The organism is Mesorhizobium sp. WSM3866 (genome assembly GCF_002294795.1).
Classification (GTDB): Bacteria; Pseudomonadota; Alphaproteobacteria; order Rhizobiales; family Rhizobiaceae; genus Mesorhizobium.
This window is the reverse complement of record NZ_NSGC01000006.1, coordinates 58,949-78,552: the sequence shown is the minus strand read 5'-3', so window position 1 is coordinate 78,552 and position 19,604 is coordinate 58,949. Positions and strand designations below refer to the sequence as shown.

At 64.7% G+C, this 19,604-nt stretch carries 18 protein-coding genes; 13 read left to right on the top strand and 5 right to left on the bottom strand.

What is annotated here, in order from left to right:
* Positions 1–13: 13 nt before the first annotated feature.
* From CK222_RS15545 to CK222_RS15530, 4 genes are all read right to left on the bottom strand, one after another.
* Positions 14–808 (bottom strand): ATP-binding cassette domain-containing protein, encoded by a 795-nt coding sequence (locus tag CK222_RS15545; protein WP_095801117.1) that lies wholly within the window; start codon positions 806–808, stop codon positions 14–16.
* 5 nt (positions 809–813) lie between these two features.
* Complete coding sequence (locus tag CK222_RS15540) at positions 814–1,800, bottom strand: ABC transporter permease (RefSeq protein WP_095776237.1); 987 nt, start codon at positions 1,798–1,800, stop codon at positions 814–816.
* A 104-nt stretch (positions 1,801–1,904) separates the two neighbouring features.
* Entirely contained in the window at positions 1,905–2,837 is a 933-nt protein-coding gene (locus CK222_RS15535; protein ID WP_066988900.1) for a substrate-binding domain-containing protein, read from the bottom strand.
* A 271-nt stretch (positions 2,838–3,108) separates the two neighbouring features.
* Positions 3,109–4,266 carry a fumarylacetoacetate hydrolase family protein gene (locus CK222_RS15530; RefSeq protein ID WP_095800935.1) on the bottom strand — a complete coding sequence of 386 codons (1,158 nt, stop codon included), beginning with the start codon at positions 4,264–4,266 and terminating at the stop codon, positions 3,109–3,111.
* Positions 4,267–4,461: 195 nt separating this feature from the next.
* Here CK222_RS15530 and CK222_RS15525 point away from each other — a divergent pair, with 195 nt between their 5' ends.
* From CK222_RS15525 to CK222_RS15500, 6 genes are all read left to right on the top strand, one after another.
* The gene (locus tag CK222_RS15525; RefSeq protein WP_095800934.1) at positions 4,462–5,745 is read left to right on the top strand and encodes an FAD-dependent oxidoreductase; all 1,284 of its coding nucleotides are present in this window, start codon (positions 4,462–4,464) and stop codon (positions 5,743–5,745) included.
* Between the two features lie 95 nt (positions 5,746–5,840).
* Positions 5,841–6,728: an ABC transporter permease gene (locus CK222_RS15520; RefSeq protein ID WP_095776234.1), complete on the top strand. Its 888-nt coding sequence runs from the start codon at positions 5,841–5,843 to the stop codon at positions 6,726–6,728.
* A complete protein-coding gene (locus tag CK222_RS15515) occupies positions 6,725–7,546 on the top strand; it encodes an ABC transporter permease (protein WP_067327787.1) in 822 nt (273 codons plus the stop codon). The genes CK222_RS15520 and CK222_RS15515 overlap by 4 nt, the downstream gene beginning before the upstream one ends.
* Before the next feature lie 27 nt (positions 7,547–7,573).
* On the top strand, positions 7,574–8,644 hold the full coding sequence (locus CK222_RS15510; protein ID WP_066988891.1) for an ABC transporter substrate-binding protein: 1,071 nt from the start codon (positions 7,574–7,576) through the stop codon (positions 8,642–8,644).
* A 206-nt stretch (positions 8,645–8,850) separates the two neighbouring features.
* The gene (locus tag CK222_RS15505) at positions 8,851–9,453 is read left to right on the top strand and encodes a cupin domain-containing protein (RefSeq protein ID WP_066988889.1); all 603 of its coding nucleotides are present in this window, start codon (positions 8,851–8,853) and stop codon (positions 9,451–9,453) included.
* A complete protein-coding gene (locus CK222_RS15500; RefSeq protein ID WP_095800933.1) occupies positions 9,443–10,528 on the top strand; it encodes an ABC transporter ATP-binding protein in 1,086 nt (361 codons plus the stop codon). The genes CK222_RS15505 and CK222_RS15500 overlap by 11 nt, the downstream gene beginning before the upstream one ends.
* Positions 10,529–10,537: 9 nt before the next feature.
* On the opposite strand, the gene CK222_RS15495 is transcribed toward CK222_RS15500, so the two are convergent.
* On the bottom strand, positions 10,538–11,239 hold the full coding sequence (locus tag CK222_RS15495; RefSeq protein WP_066988885.1) for a GntR family transcriptional regulator: 702 nt from the start codon (positions 11,237–11,239) through the stop codon (positions 10,538–10,540).
* Between the two features lie 226 nt (positions 11,240–11,465).
* On the opposite strand from CK222_RS15495, the gene CK222_RS15490 reads away from it, so the two are divergent.
* From CK222_RS15490 to CK222_RS15460, 7 genes are all read left to right on the top strand, one after another.
* Complete coding sequence (locus CK222_RS15490) at positions 11,466–12,506, top strand: ABC transporter substrate-binding protein (protein ID WP_095801116.1); 1,041 nt, start codon at positions 11,466–11,468, stop codon at positions 12,504–12,506.
* A 76-nt stretch (positions 12,507–12,582) separates the two neighbouring features.
* Complete coding sequence (locus CK222_RS15485; protein WP_095801115.1) at positions 12,583–13,665, top strand: ABC transporter ATP-binding protein; 1,083 nt, start codon at positions 12,583–12,585, stop codon at positions 13,663–13,665.
* Positions 13,662–14,585 (top strand): ABC transporter permease, encoded by a 924-nt coding sequence (locus CK222_RS15480; RefSeq protein WP_067327791.1) that lies wholly within the window; start codon positions 13,662–13,664, stop codon positions 14,583–14,585. Before CK222_RS15485 ends, CK222_RS15480 begins: the two co-directional genes overlap by 4 nt.
* Positions 14,582–15,382, top strand: a complete 801-nt coding sequence (locus CK222_RS15475) for an ABC transporter permease (protein ID WP_067327792.1) — start codon at positions 14,582–14,584, stop codon at positions 15,380–15,382. Before CK222_RS15480 ends, CK222_RS15475 begins: the two co-directional genes overlap by 4 nt.
* Positions 15,383–15,406: 24 nt before the next feature.
* A complete protein-coding gene (gene ggt, locus CK222_RS15470; protein WP_095800932.1) occupies positions 15,407–16,993 on the top strand; it encodes a gamma-glutamyltransferase in 1,587 nt (528 codons plus the stop codon).
* Between the two features lie 50 nt (positions 16,994–17,043).
* Complete coding sequence (locus tag CK222_RS15465) at positions 17,044–18,573, top strand: acyl--CoA ligase (RefSeq protein WP_095800931.1); 1,530 nt, start codon at positions 17,044–17,046, stop codon at positions 18,571–18,573.
* A complete protein-coding gene (locus CK222_RS15460) occupies positions 18,573–19,550 on the top strand; it encodes a 2-dehydropantoate 2-reductase (RefSeq protein WP_095800930.1) in 978 nt (325 codons plus the stop codon). Before CK222_RS15465 ends, CK222_RS15460 begins: the two co-directional genes overlap by 1 nt.
* The last annotated feature ends 54 nt before the right edge of the window (positions 19,551–19,604 follow it).

The following is a 19,604-nucleotide window of genomic DNA, read 5'->3' as shown; positions in this document are numbered from 1 at the left end:
AGGTCAGGCCAAATCAGCCATGCGGCTGCGGGCCGTCGGAAATCGCATCGCGGATCTCCTTGTCCGACATGCCGGTGATGACGCGTTCGACGTCCGCTACGGTGGTCTTCTTCGGATCGATATCATCGGCCACCACCTTGCCGCGGCGCATCACCACGATGCGGTCGACGACCTGGAACACGTGGTGGATGTTGTGGGCGATGAAGATGCAGGAGTGGCCGGAATCGCGGGCGCCGCGCACGAAGCTCAACACCCCTTGCGTCTCGGCGACGCCGAGATTGTTGGTCGGCTCGTCGAGGATGATGAGGTCGCTGTCGAAATGCATGGCGCGCGCGATCGCCACTGCTTGCCGCTCGCCGCCTGATAGTGAGCCGATCGGCGTCGTCGGCGGGATGTTTTTGGAGATGCCGACCTGCTTGAGCAGGTCGCGTGCCACCGTGTTCATCGCCTCCTGGTCCATGCGGTTGAGGAAACGCGGCGGTTTGATCGGCTCGCGCCCCAGGAACAGGTTGCGGGCGATCGACAGCTGCGTGACAAGCGCGGAGTCCTGATAGATCGTCTCGATGCCTTCAGCGATCGCGTCGCTGGTGCTGCGGAAATTCACCTTCTTGCCGCGCACGAAAATGTCGCCGCTGGTCAGCGGCACCGCGCCCGACAGCACCTTGATCAGCGTCGATTTGCCGGCGCCGTTGTCGCCGAGCAGGCCGACGATCTCCTTTTCGTTGACGTGGAAGCTGGCGTCCACCAGCGCCTGTACGCGCCCATAGGACTTGCGGATGTTCGTCATGCGGATCAGAGGCTCGGCCATCGTCTTCAAGTCCCTGCCTGGTGCCGGCGTTCGAGCCATGAGTGCAGCGCCATCATCCCGAGGATGATCGCGCCAATGAAGATGTTGTAGGCAAGTCCCGGAACGCCGATCAGCACGATGCCGTTGCGCATGACGCGCAGGATCAGGATGCCGAGCACCGTGCCGATAATGGTGCCGCGGCCGCCGGTCAGCGCCGTGCCGCCGATGACCACCATGGCGATGACCTCGAGCTCGTAGCCGGTGCCGCTGTTCGGATTGGCGGCCGAGGTGCGCAGCGACGAGATCACGCCGGCGAGCGAGGCCATCACCGCCGACAGGATGAACAGGCCGATCTTGACCCGGCTGACATTGACGCCGCGGGCGCGCGCCGCGTTGGGATTGCCGCCGGCCGCCTGGATCCAGTTGCCGGTGCGGCTTTGCGTCAGCACGTAACCGAGCGCGATCGCGGCGCCGATGAACCAAAACAGCGAGGCATAGATGCGGAACGGGCCGATGTAGAAGTCGCCGACCAGGATGTCCGCAAGCCAGCTGCCTTCGGCGCTCCAGGTGCGCTGCGGAAAGCCGTCGGTGACGAAAAGCGCGGTGCCGCGCACGACGAGCAGCATCCCGAGCGTGACCAGGAAGGACGGGATCTTGAGCTGCGTGACGAACCAGCCATTGACAAGCCCGATCAAGGCCGCGACCACCAGCGCGATGGCTAAGCCCATCTCCAGCGAGGTGACCCCGCCGTTGAACAGCGTCCACATCAGCACCGGCGAGAAGCCGAACAACGAGCCGACCGACAGGTCGAATTCGCCCGACGTCATCAGCAAGGTCATCGCCAGCGCGATCAGCCCAAGCTCGACGGTGAAGGCGAGGATGTTCGAGATGTTCTGCGGCGACAGGAAATCCGGATTGATGCCCCAGAAGATGACGAGTTCGACGATCAGCAGCACCAACGGCCCGAATTCCGGCCGCGCGATGAAACTTTGGATGAAGGAACGGTTTTCCATTGGGCCCGCGATGTGAATGATTGGCGAGCCCGCTGCGATCAGTCAGGACTCGACGGTCCAGGAAGCGATCGCGGCCCGAAAGCCGCGACCGTTAATGTCAGCAATTACTTGCCGGACAGGATCTTGTCATAAACGCCGGCAGTATCCTTTTCATAGAGCGCGCCGGTGATGACGTTGAAGCCCGGAGGAATGCCGGCAGACGCCATCGCCGCCATCGAAAGTGCGATGTAGCTGGTCGCCTGCGGGTCCTGCCACTGCGCGGCGTTGACATAGCCGTTCAGCACTTCCTGGGTGGTGTCGAGCGAGTTGCCCCAGCCGACAACGGGGATCTCGCCCGGCTTGACGCCGACTTGGTCGAAGACGCGCTTGACCGAGCCTGTGACGAGGTCGCCGAGGCCGATGATCGCCTTCACCTTGCCCTTGTGGGCGGTGAGATAGTCGACCATGCGGTTGATCACTTCGGCCTGGTCGAGCGTCGCCTCGGTCACCTCATAGGTGATGCCGAGCGGCTCGAACACGCTCTTGATGCCTTCCTCTTCCTGCACGCCATAGGTGGCGCCGGGCACCTCCACCGGCATCCATACGAAGTCGCCCTTCTTCACCAGGCCCTTGTCGACCAGATACTGCGCCCAGTGCTTGCCGAAGGTGACGTTGTCGCCGCCGACATAGGCGTTGAAGTTGGCCTTCGGGTCGGGCGTGTTGAAGTTGATGATCGGAATGTTGGCCGCGCGGGCCTCCTTGACGATCTCGACGAGGCTGCCCGGATCGGGGCTGGTGGTGACGATGCCGTCGGCCTTGGCCGAGATGGCGGCGCGAACAGCCTCCTGCTGCGAGGCAACGTCGCCATTGTGGAACGAGGTGTTCACCTTGTTGCCGGTGTCGGTCGCCCATTGCTTGGCACCGGCCAGGAAGTAGGTCCAGACCGGATCGGCCGGCCCGCCATGCGAAATCCAGTAGAAGGTCTTGGCCTCGGCCATCGCCGGAATGGCGATTGCCGCGATCAAGCCAAGCACGAACAGTCTCAGCCTCGAAAGCATCGATTTCCTCCCATGTTGAAAACCACCTCCACATCAGGCGCGATGCGGTCCTCAAGTGTCGCATCTTCCTGCCCGCGCCGACCGGACGCCTCTAGAGCATTCCCTTTTTCGGCCGCTGGCAAGCCTCGATCGTCAATGGATGTTGGCACAGCTCCGCACGCCATCAGCAATCCCATCAGATTGCATCAGTTACCGTGATATTTTCCCGGCAAACGCCGCTGCGCTCATCAGCCTCCAGTGATGAGCAAGCGTATGCCGTTGTGATCCGCTGCTAGATCAGACCGGCTCTGGCGAGATCGCGCATCAGGTGGCTGGCGCCGTAGGTCCAGGGCGGGCAGTCGGGCGACAGGCGCACCCGGTTGGTCAGCGCGCCCAACTTTTCCGACGAGATGGTGACGATGTCGCCGACCTTGTGGGTGAAGCCCTTGCCCTTTTCGCCGCGATCCTTCGACGGCACGAACATGGTGCCGAGATAGAGCGCCAGCCCGTCCGGGTACTGGTGATGCGGTCCCATCGCGGCTTTGACCAGCTCTTCCGGCGAGCGGCTGATCTCGGCCATCGAGCTTGCGCCCTCCAGCGAAAATCCGTCCTCGCCCTCGACGCTGAGCCGCACCGTGGCGCGCTTCACGTCGGCGATGGAAAAGGTCTCGTCGAAGAGCCGGATGAAAGGTCCAAGCGAGGCGGAAGCATTGTTGTCCTTGGCCTTGCCGAGCAGCAGCGCCGAGCGTCCTTCGACATCGCGCAGATTGACATCGTTGCCGAGCGTGGCGCCGACGATGCGGCCTAAGCTGTCGGCGATCATGGCGATCTCCGGCTCCGGATTGTTCCAGGTGGAGACCGGATGCAGCCCGACATCGGCGCCGAAGCCGACGGAGGCCATCGGCTGGCATTTGGTGAAGATCTCGGCATCGGGGCCGATGCCCACTTCCAGATATTGCGACCAGGCCCCGCGCGAAATCAGCTTGGCCTTGATCTCCATCGCTTCCGGCGAGCCTGGCTTGAGCTTGGAGAGATCATGGCCGATCAGCCCGGCGATGTCGTCGCGGATGGCGTCGGCCTTTTCCGCCGAGCCGCGCGCCTGCTCCTCGATGACGCGCTCGAGCAGGCTGACGACGAAGGTGACGCCGGAAGCCTTCACCGCCTGCAGGTCGACGGGGGAGAGCAGGATCGGCTTCTTGGCGTCGCGGGGAGATTCGAAGCTGTTGGTTGCGATGTCTTCCAGCGCGCCGATTGCCTCGCCGCGGGCCGAGCGCACGTAGGCGGCCGGGTCCTTCAGCTCGCAGAGGTCGCGCACGGTAGGCGCCGCGCTCGACGTGATGTCGATGACCTCGCCTGCGCGCACCGTGACCACCAGCGGATGGGAGGCTTCGCTGATCCTGGCGCGGCCGACGAAAAGGCCGTCGCCAGGGAGGCGGGTTAAATCGGTCATGGTCTTCTGTCCTCTCGATTGTCGCGCGGCACTTTCCCCGGATTTAAGGCAAACGTCTATCCCATCGATGGCGAGGTTATGAGCCAATGGCATGCTGTCACATAGCCAAGCGCCGACTGGCCCATCGGGTCCCCTTTCAAGCTCATGAAATCAGCAATAGGATTTTCACGAGCCTCCAGCGCCTCAGGTGACCAATTGCCCGCAGCCTTTTCCGATCCGATCTGGCAAAAGCCCCCAACAGCTCCGGCGTTCCAGTCCGAGCTGTCGAGCGACGGCACGCTCGACGCGGTGATCGTCGGCGGCGGCATCATGGGTCTGTCGACCGCCTTGCACGCGGCCCGCGCCGGTCTTTCCGTCCAGGTGCTGGATGCCGGCGCGATCGGGCAGGGCGCGTCGGGCTTGAACGGCGGCCAGGTCATTCCCGGCCTCAAATATGATCCCGAATGGCTGATCGAGCACTTTGGCAAGGAGCGCGGCGAGGCCCTGGTCGACTTCGCCGCCTCCACGGCCGACGCGGTGTTCGATGTGATCCGTGACGAGAAGCTTGCGGTGCCGTTCACGCGGAAGGGCTGGATCCAGGCCGCGCACACCGAGACAGCGCTGAAGGCGGCGGCGAACCGGGATCGGCAATGGCGGGCGCGCGGCGCCGACGTCAAGCTGCTCGACCGGGCCGAGATCGCCGCGATGACCGGCGCCAAGGGCTATCTTGGCGGCTGGCTCGACCGCCGCGCCGGCGTCATCGATCCGCTGTCCTACACGCTCGAGCTTGCCCGCCTCGCATCGGACGTCGGCGTCGGGATCGCCGAACAGCAGCGGGTGGTGAGGCTCACCAAGGAAGCGCGCGTCTGGCGGGTCTCCACGCAAGGCGGCGCCGAACTGCGCGCGAAGGCGGTCGTGCTCGCCACCAACGCCTATACGGACGGCCTGCTCCCCGGGCTTGCCCGGACGATTGTGCCTCTGCATTCCTTCCAGATCGCCACGGCGCCGCTGCCGGCCGAGCTTGCGGCAAGCATCCTGCCCGGGGGGCAAGCCGTTTCCGATTCCCGCCGCATCTTGGTCTATTACCGCAAGGGCCCTGATGGCCGGATGGTGTTGGGTGGACGCGGCCGCATGGCCCTGCCTTCAAGCGCGGCCGACTGGGCGCATTGCGAACGCGCGCTGCTGCGCCTCTATCCGGCGCTTGCCGGCATCGCCGTCGAAAAGCGCTGGTTCGGCCGTGTGGCGATGACCCCGGATCATCTTCCGCACCTGCATGAGCCGGAGAAGGGCCTGCTCGCCGTGGTCGGTTGCCAGGGCAGGGGCGTCGGACTGATGAGCGCGCTGGGCAAGCGCATGGCGGGGTACCTCGCGACCGGCGATGTCAGTCAATTGCCTTTCCCGCTGTCGCCGATCCGGCCGATCCCGCTCCACGCCTTCCGCCAGGTCGGCGTTGCCGCCACCATCGCCTGGTATCGGATGCTGGATGCCTTCGAGCGCTGAGTTGAACGCGTGCAGCGCATCACCGATTTAGCTTGACAGTTTCAGGAATATGAAAAATCATTGGCGGATTTCAAAATCCGATGGGCAGCTAGCAGATGTCCACCATCGTTGCAGCGCGGCCATCGCCGGAAACCCGCATCTCGCCGGTCTTCCGCTTTGCCATGCTGTTGCCCGGCGGGCTGGTCACCTTCTTCCTCATCCTCTTTGCCCTCGGCCTTGTGCTCTTCCTTGCCTTCAGGAGCAATGACGGCTCGCTGCTCGGCGCCGGCTTGACGGCGGCAAACTTCGTAACTGTGGCCACCGATCCGCTCTACTGGACGGTGACGCTGCGCTCGCTGGTCATCGCCGGCCTGGTGACGCTCGCCACCGTCGCTACTGCATATCCGGTCGCCTACTACCTCGCCTTCCATGCCGGCCGTCGGCGCAACCTGCTGCTCTTCCTGGTCACGCTGCCGTTCTGGACCAGCTACCTTTTGCGCGTCTTTGCCTGGAAGATCGTGCTTGCCTATAACGGCGTCCTGAACTCGGCTTTCATCGAAAGCGGCCTCTGGTCGGAGCCGACGCTCGCCTTCCTCAACACGCCGGCGGCGGTGGTGGTGACGCTTGCGCACGCCTACGCGCCTTTCGCCATCCTGCCCATCTACGTGGCGCTGGATACCATCCCGAAATCGCTGCTCGAAGCCGCCTCCGATCTCGGCGCGCGCCCGTTCACGTCGTTCCGCCGCGTCGTGCTGCCCAATTCGATGCCGGGCGTGCTGGCGGCGGCTCTCGTCGTCTTCGTGCCGACCGTCGGCGACTATGTCACGCCGGCTATGGTCGGCGGCCCGGCCAGCACCATGATCGGCACGCTGATCCAGTCGCAATTCGGCAAGGCCAATGACTGGCCGTTCGGCGCGGCCCTGTCGGTCTGCGTCATGCTGGTCATCCTGTGCGTGGTCCTGGTCGCGCGCGGCGCCGACCGCCGGTTTGGCAGCCGCACATGAGCGCGGCGCGCAAAGAGGCAAATGCGGGCGGTCGCTGGCTCGGCCTCTATGTGCTTGCCTATCTCGTCTTCCTCTATCTGCCTATCCTTTTGATCCCGCTGTTTTCCTTCAACGATTCCATCCAGGCGGCGTTTCCGCTGCAGGGCTTCACGCTCGGTTGGTACGAGACCCTCTACGGCAATCCGGCGCTGTCCGGCGCTTTGGCCAACAGTCTCGTCATCGGTGTCGTTGCTGCCTCGGGGGCAACGCTTTGCGGCATCACCGTTTCCTATATGGACCTTTACGGCCGCTCGCCGCTCGCGGCTACGATCAGTGCCATAGCCCGGCTGCCGATCCTGATCCCCGGCGTCATCGTCGGCATCTCGCTCTTGATCCTGGTCAATCTCATTGGCCTCGGCCCGTCGCGCGTTGCAATCGTGCTCGGCCATATCCTGGTGGCGCTGCCGACGACGGTGGTGGTGATGCGCAGTCGATTCGCCGCGATCCCAAAGACCATTCGCGAGGCGGCGCTCGACCTTGGGGCGTCGGACTGGACAACGTTCCGGCGCGTCATGCTTCCGCTCAGCCTGCCGGCGGTGCTGTCGGCCTTCATGCTTGCCTTCCTGACCTCCTTCGACGAGTTCATCGTCGTCTTCTTCCTCGCCGGCACCGAGCCGACGCTGCCGCTCTACATTTGGAGCCAACTGCGCTTCCCGCGTTCGCTGCCCACGGTGATGGCGCTCGGAACGGTAATCCTGGCCGTGTCCTTCGTCATCGCCACCCTCGCCGAGATCCTGCGCCATCGCGGCCTCGGCGCCGCGCGCCGCAATCCAGCCTGAACCACAACAAAGAAGAGGAGAACGAAAATGACAGTCCACCTGAAATCGATCACGGGATACAAGGCCCGCGCGGGTCTAGCCGCACTCGCCCTGGCGCTGTCGTCGACCGTCGCTTTGGCCGCCGACAAGCTGCAATATTTCACCTGGTCGGGCTACGAGCTGCCCGACTTCAACAAGAGCTTCCTTACCGCGCATCCGGACGGCGTCGAGGCGACGATCTTCGGCGACGACGACGATGCCTTCACCAAGGTCAAGGCCGGCTTCCGGCCCGATATCGCCCATCCCTGCTACGACAAGGTGGCGCGCTGGAACAAGGAAGGCCTGCTGCAGCCGATCGACACCAAGCGCATCAAGAACTGGGATTCGATCTTCCCGGTGTTCAAGAACCTGCCCGACTTGCAGGCAGGCGACGGCAAGGTCTGGATGGTGCCGTGGGACTGGGGCAACACCTCGATCCTCTACCGGACCGATCTGGTGAAGAACCCCGAGGCGAGCTGGAACCTTCTGTGGGACAAGCAATATGCCGGCCGCATGGCGACCATCGACGCCGTGCACGACACGCCGATCGTCGCGGCACTTCTGGCTGGCGTGAACCCCTTCGACATGACGCCGGAGCAGATGGAAAAAGTCGCGGCGAAACTGCGCGAGCAGCGGCCACTGCTGTCGAGCTACACCACCGACATGACCTCGGTCGAGCAGGCGCTGGCCAGCGGCCAGTTGGTCGCCGCCATGACCTGGAACGCGTCGGCCACATCGCTGAAGAAGCAGGGCGTGCCGGTCGAGTTCATGAAGCCGAAGGAAGGCATGCTCACCTGGGCCTGCGGCTTCGTCATGCTGAAGGACGCCAAGAACGTCGATCTCGCCTATGACTTCATCAACAGCCGGCTCGACGCCGATTCGGGCAAGTACCTCATCCAGTCCTACGGCTATGGCAGCTCGCTTTCGACCGCCTTCGCCGGCGTGTCGAAAGACGAGCTGGACAAGCTGCAGCTGCCGGCGGATCCCGACGTGATGCTGAAGAGCACGATCTTCACCGGACCGATGAAGCAGAACGACGACGTCGCCAAGATGTTCGAGAAGGTGAAAGCCGGCGGCTGAGCGCACTTGCCTTCTCCCCTTGTGGGAGAAGGTGGATCGGCGCGCAGCGCCGAGGCGGATGAGGGGTGATCCAGGGAACGCCGACGTCTTACTTCGCTGGAACACCCCTCATCCGTCGCGTTCGGCGACACCTTCTCCCACAAGGGGAGAAGGGGGAGCCTGGCGGCGCTGCGCCGCACCGGTGGAAAGACAACAAGGACTATTTGATGGACATTGTTGACGAGGCAAAACCGAAGGACGATGCCGACGTCCGTGTCGGCCGGCGCGTGCGGGCGCTAAGGCTCGAGCGCAAGCTGTCGCTGGCCGAGCTCGCAGCCAAGGCCGGCATATCGATCGGCGCGCTCAGCCAGATCGAGCGCGGCATGTCCTCGCTGCGCGTCAAGGTGATCTGGCCGCTGGCCGCCGCCCTCGACATCGAGCCCTCGGCCCTGATCGCCGACGGCGATGAAGCGGTCAACGACCTCTACTGCGTGCGCGCCGACAAGCGGCGCGCAATCCCGGTCAAGTCCGAGGGCATCGCCAAGGCGCTGCTGTCGCCGCCCGCCGCCACACTCACCGGAATGCTGGTGACGGTCGAGGCCGGCGGCGGCACCGCCGAGGCTTATGCCCATGCCGGCCACGAATTCGGCTTCGTGATGACGGGCGAGGTCGAGCTGGTGGTTGACGCCACGGCCTATGTGCTGAAGGCCGGCGACAGCTTTGGCTTCAAGAGCACGCTGCTGCATGCCTTCCGCAATCCGGGCGCCGAGCGCTGCCAGATCCTGTGGGTCAACACGACAAAACCCTCCGAGGTGCGCGATGGCGCCTGACGCGCTCGTTCGTCTAGAGAACGTCTCGAAGGTCTTCCCGGGCGGCGTGGTCGGGCTCGATGCGGTCGATCTCGACATTGCGGCGGGCGAGTTCCTGACCCTGCTCGGCCCCTCAGGCTGCGGCAAGACGACGAGCCTGCGCGTCATCGCCGGCTTCGAGAGCCCGACCAGCGGCAACGTGCTGCTCGAAGGCGGTGACATCACCGGTCTGAGGCCCTTCGACCGTCCGGTCAACACCGTCTTTCAGGACTATGCGCTGTTCCCGCATATGGACGTCGCGGCGAACGTCGGCTTCGGCCTCTCGCTGCGCAAACTGTCCGGTACCGAGCAGGCCAAGCGCGTCGGTCAGGCGCTTGACATGGTCGGCCTAGCCGACAAGCTGCGCGCCCGCATCTCCGAACTGTCGGGCGGTCAGCGCCAGCGCGTCGCGCTTGCCCGCGCCATCGTCTGCGAGCCGCGTGTGCTCCTGCTCGACGAGCCGCTGTCGGCCCTCGACGCGCATCTGCGCGAGCAGATGCAGGTCGAGCTCAAGCGGCTTCAGTCCCGGCTCGGCACCACCTTCGTCATGGTCACGCACGACCAGACCGAGGCGCTGTCGATTTCCGACCGCATCGTCGTCATGAACAAGGGCCGCATCGAGCAGATCGCGCCGCCCGCGACGCTTTACGACCGTCCGGCGACGCGGTTCGTCGCCTCGTTCATCGGCACCATGAATCTCCTGCAGTCACGCTTTGTCGGGCGCGACGGCGAGCGGCTGCGCTTTACCGCCGGCGAGCTGCCGCTGGAGGCCATACCGGAAACCGGCGAGACACCGGCTGTCGGCGACGCACGAACCATCGGCGTTCGTCCGGAGGATCTTGAGGCGGCCACCGAGGCCGCCGAAGGCACCGCGCCGGCGCGGGTGAGTGGCATCGTCTTCCACGGTCGCACGCTGCGCCTTCACGTCGAACTGGGGCAGGGGACTGCAATCGTCATCGATGCCCCACGCCGCGCCGACGGTTTTCGATTCAGCATCGGCGACGTAGCGCACATCAGCCTGCGGCGTGGCGCCAACTGCCCTGTGCTCTCGAACTGATCGCCGGCCTCACGAAGCCTTGGCGAAAAAGCCCTGATAATCGGACTTGGCCTGCAGCAGGCGCAGGATGTTCTCGCGCGAGCCGCGCACATGCGCGCGAGCGCGCTCGCCGGCCAAAGCGACATCACCGGCGCAGATCGCGTCGACGATGCCCGTATGCTCCTCGCGGGTGAGCTTCCACTCGTCCAGCCACAGAAGCTCGGTCCACACATATTGCTGGCATTTGTCGAGGATGCCGCAAAGCATGCCGTGCAGCATCTCGTTGCCGCTGATCTCGGCGATCACCCGGTGCAGATCGATGCCGACCTGCAGCTCCTCAAATTTCTCTCGTGTGCTGCGGTCGGGGATTGCCGCCAACCGTTCGCATTCGGCGAGCATGTCGCGCAGCCGCGCCTTGTCGGCGGCGGTCGCGTTCGCCGCTGCCAGCTCGGTCGCGCGCCCGTCGAGCAGCTCGCGAATGTCGAAGGCCTCGCGGAACATGGTCAGGTTGAACTCGGCAACAATATAGCCCTGGCGCGGACGTCCGATCACCAGGCCGTCGCGCTCGAGACGGTTGAAGGCTTCGCGCACCGGCGTGCGGCTCACCTTCAGGCGCTCGGCGATCTCGTTCTCGGTCACGCGGCCGCCTGGCGGGATCTGGCCGGTGATGATCAACGCCTTCAGCTTCTCGAACACCGAATCGCGCAGCGTGTTCTTTCTCTCCTTGCTCAAGCGTCCCGCCTCCAACGGTCAGTCTGGGATTCGCAGTCTAGTGCCTTTTGGCTCCTGCTTGAAACAGGGCCGTATCAAACGCTCCCGACCCGAAGCCTCAACTCATCGCCGCCCAAAAAACGCTCGGCACATGTTGACATCGGCTTCCGGAGAATTACAGTCAAAATTGTATACAAATTCGCATACCAAATCAACGATAATGGGAACACCGGTTGGAGAAGCGAAAATGACGAAGAGACTTTGCATTCACGGTCTGGCCGTAGCCGGCCTGCTGGCCTCGGCCGCCGTTCCGGCCTCGGCCGCCGACACCATCACCGTCGCCTCATGGGGCGGCACCTATCAGGAGGCACAGACCAAGGCCTTCTTCAATCCAACGGCCAAGGAGCTCGGCATCACCATCAAGCAGGACACCACCAACGGCCTCGACGACGTGCGCCTGCAGGTCACCGGCAATGCGGTGAAATGGGACATCACCGAGCTTGGCGCCGACGAATGCGCGCGCGGTTCCAAGGAGGGCCTGTTCGAAAAGCTCGACTACAACGTCATCGACAACAGCGGCATCAACCCGAAGCTCGTCCATGACGACTGGGTTGGCATCTCTTACACGTCCGTCGTGCTGATCTACCGAACCGATGTTTTCGGCGACAAGGGACCGAAGACCTGGGCCGATTTCTGGGACGTGGAAAAATTCCCGGGCCGGCGGGCGCTCTCCGGCAGCCAGGCGACGGAGACACTGAGCGTCGCGGCGCTCGCCAAAGGCACTCCGATCGACAAGGTCTATCCGGTCGACATCGACGGCGCGCTGCAATCCGTCGACAAGGTCAAGGGTCACATCGACGCTTGGTGGACCTCGGGCGCGCAGGCCATGCAACTCGTCAAGGACGGTGAGGTCGATATGGCGAGCATCTGGAACGGCCGCGCCGGCACCCTGAGGAAGGAAGGCGCACCTGTCAGCTTCTCCTTCGACCAGGGTGTGCTTACCGCCGACTGCATGGTCATCCCGAAGGGCTCGAAGAACAAGGACCTCGCGATGAAAGCGCTGGCCAAGTTCGTCAGCCCCGACCTCCAGGCCAATCTGCCGCTCTATGTCGACAACGGCCCGGCCAACGAGAAGGCCTTCGAGACCGGCAAGATCCCGCAGGAGCGCATCAAGGACATCAACTCCGCGCCCGACAACGTCAAGAAGCAGGTGCTTCAGGATCCCGAGTTCTGGCGCGACAACCTCGTCGAGGCGACGGAGAAGTTCAACAACCTGATCCAGCAATAACGACTGCGCGGCGGAGCGGCGCGACGAGGCGCTGCTCCGCCGCGCTATCAATGATCCGGAGTTGAAGGAGATGCTCTTGTCTCTTGCGCCGACAGCGCTTCCCATCGGCATCCACGGTATCGAGAAGCGCTTCGGCGCGCTCTCCATCCTGAGCGATCTCAGCCTCGATGTCGCGGCCGGTGAATTCCTGACGCTGCTCGGTCCGTCGGGGTCGGGAAAGACCACGCTGCTGATGATCCTGGCCGGCTTTGTGCGGGCCATTGCCGGCTCGATCACGGTCGGCGGCGAGGAGATCATCACCATGCCGCCACACAAGCGCAACATCGGCATGGTGTTCCAGAACTATGCGCTGTTCCCGCATATGAACGTCTTCCACAACATCGCCTTTCCGCTGAAGCAGCGGCGCGTATCGGCGGCGGAAACGGCCGAGCGTGTCGAGCGGGCGCTGGACCTGGTGCAGCTGAAAGGTCTCGGCGAGCGCCGCGTCGACCAGCTTTCGGGCGGCCAGCGCCAGCGCGTGGCTTTGGCCCGCGCCATCGTCTTCGAGCCGCGCATCGTGCTGATGGACGAGCCGCTGTCGGCGCTCGACAAAGGCTTACGCGAGCACATGCAGATCGAATTGCGCAACCTGCATCGGCGGCTCGGCATGACAACGGTCTACGTCACGCATGACCAGCGCGAGGCGATCACCATGTCCGATCGCATCGCGGTCATGAATGCCGGACGCATCGAGCAGATCGACCAGCCCGAGGTGCTCTACGCCCGGCCTAAGACGAAGTTCGTCGCCGGCTTCATCGGCGAATCCAATTTCATCCCGGTCGAATGCCGCAACGGCAGCGTCTGGTATGAGGATCGGAAGCTGCGCATGAATGACCCGGCGCCGTCCGCCGGTCGGCACTTGATGGTGGTGCGGCCGGAGAAATTGCGGCTGCTCGCCGACGCGGATCAGGCACGTCCCGTCAACGCGCTGCCGGCAACGGTCGGCGATGTCATCTATCAGGGCGACAGCTTCATCTGCTATGCGACGCTTCGCGACGGCCGCCAGGTGACGCTGCGCGACTATTGTCGCAGCGACGTGCTGGCGAAGCTGCCGGCGCCGGGCGAGCCGATCGCGCTCGGCATCGATGCCCAGGACGTCGTGCTGGTGTCGGATCAATGAGCGTCGGGTCCGCCAGTCTTGGTCACGCCGTCGGGCAGGACGGGGAACTCAACGCCTGGGCATTGCGCTCGGATGCCAGGCGCCAGGCGCTGGGGCTTCTGGCGCTGCTGTCGCCCGGGCTGTTCCTGGTATTCGCCGTCATCATCGTACCGATCGGCTGGCTGTTCTGGTTGTCGTTGTTCGACGAGAGCGGCCAGCTCAGCCTCGCCAATTACGCGCGCTTCTTCGAGCAGGCGTCCTACATCAAGACCTTCGCGACCACCTTCAAGGTTGCCTTTGTTGTCACCGGCGCCTGCGTGCTGTTCGGCTACCCGCTGGCCTATATGCTGTCGCAACTGCCGCGCCGCGCCGCCTCGATCTGCCTGATCTTCGTCATCCTGCCGTTCTGGACCTCGGTGCTGGTGCGCACCTATGCCTGGCTGGTCATCCTGCAGCGCAAGGGGCTGATCAACAATTGGCTGATCGATCTCGGCGTGATCGCCCAGCCGCTGCCGCTCGCCAACAATTTTGCCGGCGTCGTCATCGGCATGACCCACATCATGCTGCCCTTCCTGGTGCTACCGCTCTATGCTTCGATGAAGACCATCGATGTCGACTGCCTGCGCGCCGGCATGAATCTCGGCGCCAGCCCCGCCGCCACCTTCCGGCAGATCTTTTTCCCGCTGTCGCTGCCGGGCCTCGCCTCCGGCGTGGTCATCGTCTTCGTGCTTTGCCTCGGCTTTTTCGTCACGCCGGCGCTGATGGGCGGCGGCAAGGTCATCATGTGGGCGATGCGCATGGAGCAGGCGACCAGCCTCTACTCGAACTGGGGCGCGGGTGCTGCGCTCGGCGTCGTGCTGCTTGCCGTCACGCTGGCGCTGCTCGGCTTCTTCCAGTGGCTGCTCGGCGCGCGCGCCACCGGCGTTTGGAGCCAGCGATGAGCGCCGAAAGCAGCCTGCCTATAACGCATTGGCAACGCCTCTGGCTCTATCTGCTGGGCGGCCTCGTCATGCTGTTTTTGATCGCGCCCTCGGTGATTATTGTCATCATGTCCTTCTCCGGCTCGACGCTGCTGCAGTTCCCGCCCGAGCAATGGTCGCTGCGCTGGTATGAGAGCTATTTCGGTTCCGTCGAATGGCGCGACGCCACCATCGTCTCGGTGAAGGTGGCGGTGATGACCGCGATCGTGGCGACGCCGCTCGGCACCGCAGCTGCCTATGCCATCAACGCCGGCACGCTCAGGCTGACCGGCGCCATCAATGCGCTGCTCACGGCGTCGCTGATCATTCCGGTCATCCTGATCGGCATCGGCACTTTCTTTCTCTATGCCCGCATTGGCCTCAACAACACGCTGACCGGCCTCGTCATCGCCCACACCGTCCAGGCGTTGCCGCTGGTCGTGCTCACCGTCCTGTCGGGGCTGCGCTCTTACGACATGAACCAGGAGATGGTGGCGCGCAGCCTTGGCGCCGGCCGCTTCGCGGCCTTTTTCCAGGTGACCATGCCGCAGTTGCGCTTCTCGATCGTCTCGGGCGCGCTCTTTGCCTTCATCACCTCCTTCGACGAGGTGGTGGTGTCGCTCTTCATCTCGGGCGGTGAGACCACGACGCTGACGCGCCGCATGTTCAATGCATTGCGCGACCAGATCGATCCGACGATTGCCGCCATTTCGACTTGCCTGATCGTGCTATCGATCGTCTTGTTGTCCGCCGCCCAGCTTTTCGGCCGCGGACGTTGAGAATACAGGGATACCTCGAACAGAATGCGTGATTTCCAGTTTCCAGGCCGCTCGCCGGTCCGCGCCACCGAAGCCATGGCCGCGACCTCGCATCCGCTCGCCACACTTGCCGCCATCGACATGTTGCGGTCCGGCGGCAACGCCATGGATGCGGCTGTCTGCGCCGCGGCCGTGCAGGCGGTTGTCGAGCCGCAATCGACCGGTATCGGCGGCGACTGCTTCGTGCTCTACTGCCCGAAGGGAGAAGGCAATGTGATCGCCTTCAACGGCTCCGGCCGCGCGCCCCAGGCCGCTACGGTCGACTGGTATCTGGAGAGAGGTTTCAGCGAGCTGCCGAAGCAGGGCGCGCACGCGGTCACCATTCCCGGCGCCGTCGACGCCTGGTGTCGGCTGTTGGAAGACCATGGCCGAAAGGGCATAGCCGAAGCGCTCGCTCCCGCCATCCATTACGCCGAACAAGGCTACGTCGTACACGACCGCGTCGCCTTCGACTGGGAGGATCCGGAAACCGACCTGTCGGCCGACGAAGTGGCGACGCGCATTTTCCTCCCGGGCGGCAAGCCGCCAAAGCCCGGTGATGTGCATCGCCAGCCGGAACTGGCGGAAACGCTGCGCATCATCGCTAAGCGCGGCCGCGCCGGTTTCTACGAAGGCGCTGTTGCGGAAGACATCGTCGGTCGGCTTCGCCAACTCGGCGGCCTTCATACGCTGGACGATTTCGCCGCGACGAAAGGCGACTACAAGACGCCGGTCAGCACCTCCTATCGCGGTCATGACATCCAGCAGATGCCGCCGAACAATCAGGGCCTGACCGCGCTATTGATGCTGAACGTGCTCTCTGGCTTCGATCTCGGCGCGCTTGAACCGAATGGCGCAGAGCGCCTGCATCTGGAGATCGAGGCCGGCCGGCTGGCATATCGCGACCGCGACAATCTGCTCGCGGATCAGGATCACGTTGCGGTGCCGGTGAAGGAACTCCTCTCCATCGCCTATGCCGACCGGCTGCGCGCCGAGATCGACCGGGAACGCGCCATGACGCATTTGCCGCGCGTCGATTTGCCGGGCAGCGACACGGTCTACATCACCGTCGTCGACCGCGACCGGAACGCGGTGAGCTTCATCAACTCGACCTATTATTCCTTCGGCAGCGGCGTCGTCGGTCCGAAGACCGGCGTCGTGCTGCAGAACCGCGGCACTTCGTTCCGGCTCGATCCGAAGCATCCGAACGCAATAGCGCCGGGCAAGCGGCCGATGCACACGATCATGCCGGGCATGATGGTGAGGGACGACCGTGCCGTGATGCCCTTCGGCGTCATGGGCGGCGGCTATCAGCCCTTCGGCCATGTCCATCTTTTGACCAACATGATCGACTTCGGCATGGATCCGCAGCAGGCCTTGGATGCGCCGCGCGTCTTTTACAATCACGACGTCGTGGAAGCCGAGCGAAGCGTGCGTCCCGATACGGTCGAAGGCCTGCGCCGCCGCGGCCATCGTGTTGTCGAGCCAGACCATCCGCTCGGCGGCGGGCAGGCGGTGCTCATCGATTGGGAAAAAGGCACGCTGACCGGCGCCTCCGATCCGCGCAAGGACGGCTTGGCGCTCGGATACTGAGCAGCCCTTTGCTGGACATCGGCCGATCGTTCGAAACATAGTCTGGAACCATGACAACAAGCGAAAAACCCTTTGATCTTGCTCATCGCCTCGCGCCCGGCGCCGAAGATGCGCCAGCCATCGCCGCGCCCGACCGGACAGTCCTCTCGCATGGGGGGCTGCGCCGTCTGATCCAAGAGACCGTGACCCGGCTCAACACGCTCGGCATCGGCCGTGGCGACCGCGTTGCCATCGTGCTGCCGAACGGCCCGGAGATGGCAACGGCCTTCATCGCGGTCGCCGCAGCCGCGTCCACAGCGCCGCTCAATCCAGCCTACCGGGCCGACGAGCTCGATTTCTATCTGAGGGACATCGGCGTCAAGGCGATCCTTGTCGGCAAGGACGAGCAAGGACCCTCGGTCGAAGTTGCCGAACGCCTCGGCATTGCGGTGCTGCGGCTGGCGGTGCCTGAAGGCGCGCCGGCCGGCATCTTCACCATCGAGGGCGGCCCGGTCGGGCCGCCGGTTGCCTCCGGCTTGGCCGAAGACAGCGACACCGCTCTCCTTCTGCATACCTCCGGCACTACATCGCGGCCGAAGCTGGTGCCGCTCAGCCACGCCAACCTCGCCGCCTCGGCCGCGCATATCGGCGCCACGCTGGGCCTGGGCTCGGCCGACCGCTGCCTCAACATCATGCCGCTGTTTCACATTCACGGGCTGATCGCGGCGGTGCTGTCCTCGCTCGCCGCCGGCGCCAGCGTCTTCTGCACGCCGGGCTTCAACGCGCTGCGCTTTTTCCAATGGCTCTCCGAAGCGAAGCCAACCTGGTATACGGCGGTGCCGACGATGCACCAGGCGATCCTGCCGCGCGCCGCGCGCAATCCCGGGCAACTGGCCGAAGCGAAGCTGCGTTTCATCCGCTCGTCGTCGGCCTCACTCCCGGCGCAGGTCATGGCAGAGCTGGAGGCGACTTTCGGCTGCCCGGTGATCGAGGCCTACGGCATGACCGAGGCCGCGCACCAGATGGCGTCCAACCGGCTGCCACCCGGACTGCGCAAGCCGGGCAGCGTCGGCGCCTCGGCCGGACCGGAAGTGGCCGTCATGGCGCCGGATGGAAGGCTGCTCGAGCCCGGCGAGATCGGCGAGGTCGTCATTCGCGGCCCGAACGTCACCGCCGGCTACGAGAAGAATCCGGACGCCAATGCCAGCGCCTTCGCGCATGGCTGGTTCCACACCGGCGACCAGGGCGTGCTGGACGAGGACAATTATCTGCGCGTCACCGGCCGGCTGAAGGAGATCATCAATCGCGGCGGCGAAAAGATCTCGCCGGTCGAGGTCGATGGCGTGCTGATGGATCATCCGGCGGTGGCGCAGGTCGTCACCTTCGCCATGCCGCATGACAAGCTCGGCGAGGAAGTGGCTGCCGCTGTCGTGCTGCGGGAAGGCCAGAGCGCCAGCGAGGCCGACATTCGCGGCTTTGCCGCGACTCGGCTCGCCGATTTCAAGGTGCCGCGCAAGGTGGTGATCCTGGACGAGATCCCGAAGGGCGCCACCGGCAAATTGCAGCGCATAGGCCTCGCGGCGAAGCTCGGTTTGAGCTGATGCGCATTACAGTCTTCGGCGCCGGCGCCATCGGCGGCTATCTCGCCGCCAAGCTGGCGACTGCCGGCCGCGTCGATCTGTCGATCGTGGCGCGCGGCGCGCATCTCGAAGCGATCGAGGCCGATGGCCTACGCCTGATCGAGGACGGCAAGGAGACGATCGCGCGCGTGAGGGCAGCGGCCACGTCCGAAGAACTCGGCATTCAGGATTACGTGGTGCTGGCGCTGAAGGCGCATTCGCTGGCGCCGGCGCTGGGCGAGATTGCACCGCTGCTGGGCGAGGGGACAGCCGTCGTCACCATGCAGAACGGCGTGCCCTGGTGGTACTTCTACAAGTCCGGCGGCGCGCTCGAAGGCACGCGGCTTGATGCGGTCGATTCCGGCGGAAGGATCTGGGAGACCATCGGGCCCGGGCGCGTCATCGGCTCGGTCGTCTATCCGGCCGTCGAGGTCGATGCGCCCGGGCGGATCCGCCATGTCGAGGGCACGCGCTTTTCGCTCGGCGAGCCTTCGGGCGAAAAGAGCGAGCGGGTGAGTGTGTTGGCGCGCGAGATGGTCAAGGCCGGGCTGCAGGCGCCGGTCCGCGAGGACATACGTTCGGAAATCTGGGTGAAGCTTTGGGGCAATCTTTCGTTCAACCCGATCTCGGCGCTGACCGGCAGCACGCTCGCGGCGATCGTCGCAGATGAAGCCACGCGGGCCGTCGCCCGCGCCATGATGCTGGAGGCGCAGGCGATTGGCGAGCGCCTCGGCGTGCGCTTCCTGATCCCCGTCGACCGGCGCATCAAGGGCGCCGGCGACGTCGGCGAGCACAAGACCTCGATGTTGCAGGACCTCGAACGCGGCCGCCCGATGGAGGTCGACGCGCTGGTAACGGCAGTGCAGGAGCTTGGCCGCCTGACCGGCCAGCCGACGCCCGCCATCGACACCGTGCTGGCGCTGGTGCGCCGGCTGGCGATCGAGCGCGGGTGTTATTAGCAGACCGGCATTCGATCCTGACACGATTTGTCAGCTACCGACGCTTCGGCGATG

Excerpts from the sequence above, each read along its gene's own strand:
- CK222_RS15545 (WP_095801117.1), bottom strand. The coding sequence starts at position 808 with ATGGCCGAGCCTCTGATCCGCATGACGAACATCCGCAAGTCCTATGGG.
- CK222_RS15540 (WP_095776237.1), bottom strand. The coding sequence starts at position 1,800 with ATGGAAAACCGTTCCTTCATCCAAAGTTTCATCGCGCGGCCGGAATTC.
- CK222_RS15535 (WP_066988900.1), bottom strand. The coding sequence starts at position 2,837 with ATGCTTTCGAGGCTGAGACTGTTCGTGCTTGGCTTGATCGCGGCAATC.
- CK222_RS15530 (WP_095800935.1), bottom strand. The coding sequence starts at position 4,266 with ATGACCGATTTAACCCGCCTCCCTGGCGACGGCCTTTTCGTCGGCCGC.
- CK222_RS15520 (WP_095776234.1), top strand. The coding sequence starts at position 5,841 with ATGTCCACCATCGTTGCAGCGCGGCCATCGCCGGAAACCCGCATCTCG.
- CK222_RS15515 (WP_067327787.1), top strand. The coding sequence starts at position 6,725 with ATGAGCGCGGCGCGCAAAGAGGCAAATGCGGGCGGTCGCTGGCTCGGC.
- CK222_RS15510 (WP_066988891.1), top strand. The coding sequence starts at position 7,574 with ATGACAGTCCACCTGAAATCGATCACGGGATACAAGGCCCGCGCGGGT.
- CK222_RS15505 (WP_066988889.1), top strand. The coding sequence starts at position 8,851 with ATGGACATTGTTGACGAGGCAAAACCGAAGGACGATGCCGACGTCCGT.
- CK222_RS15500 (WP_095800933.1), top strand. The coding sequence starts at position 9,443 with ATGGCGCCTGACGCGCTCGTTCGTCTAGAGAACGTCTCGAAGGTCTTC.
- CK222_RS15490 (WP_095801116.1), top strand. The coding sequence starts at position 11,466 with ATGACGAAGAGACTTTGCATTCACGGTCTGGCCGTAGCCGGCCTGCTG.
- CK222_RS15480 (WP_067327791.1), top strand. The coding sequence starts at position 13,662 with ATGAGCGTCGGGTCCGCCAGTCTTGGTCACGCCGTCGGGCAGGACGGG.
- CK222_RS15475 (WP_067327792.1), top strand. The coding sequence starts at position 14,582 with ATGAGCGCCGAAAGCAGCCTGCCTATAACGCATTGGCAACGCCTCTGG.
- ggt (WP_095800932.1), top strand. The coding sequence starts at position 15,407 with ATGCGTGATTTCCAGTTTCCAGGCCGCTCGCCGGTCCGCGCCACCGAA.
- CK222_RS15465 (WP_095800931.1), top strand. The coding sequence starts at position 17,044 with ATGACAACAAGCGAAAAACCCTTTGATCTTGCTCATCGCCTCGCGCCC.
- CK222_RS15460 (WP_095800930.1), top strand. The coding sequence starts at position 18,573 with ATGCGCATTACAGTCTTCGGCGCCGGCGCCATCGGCGGCTATCTCGCC.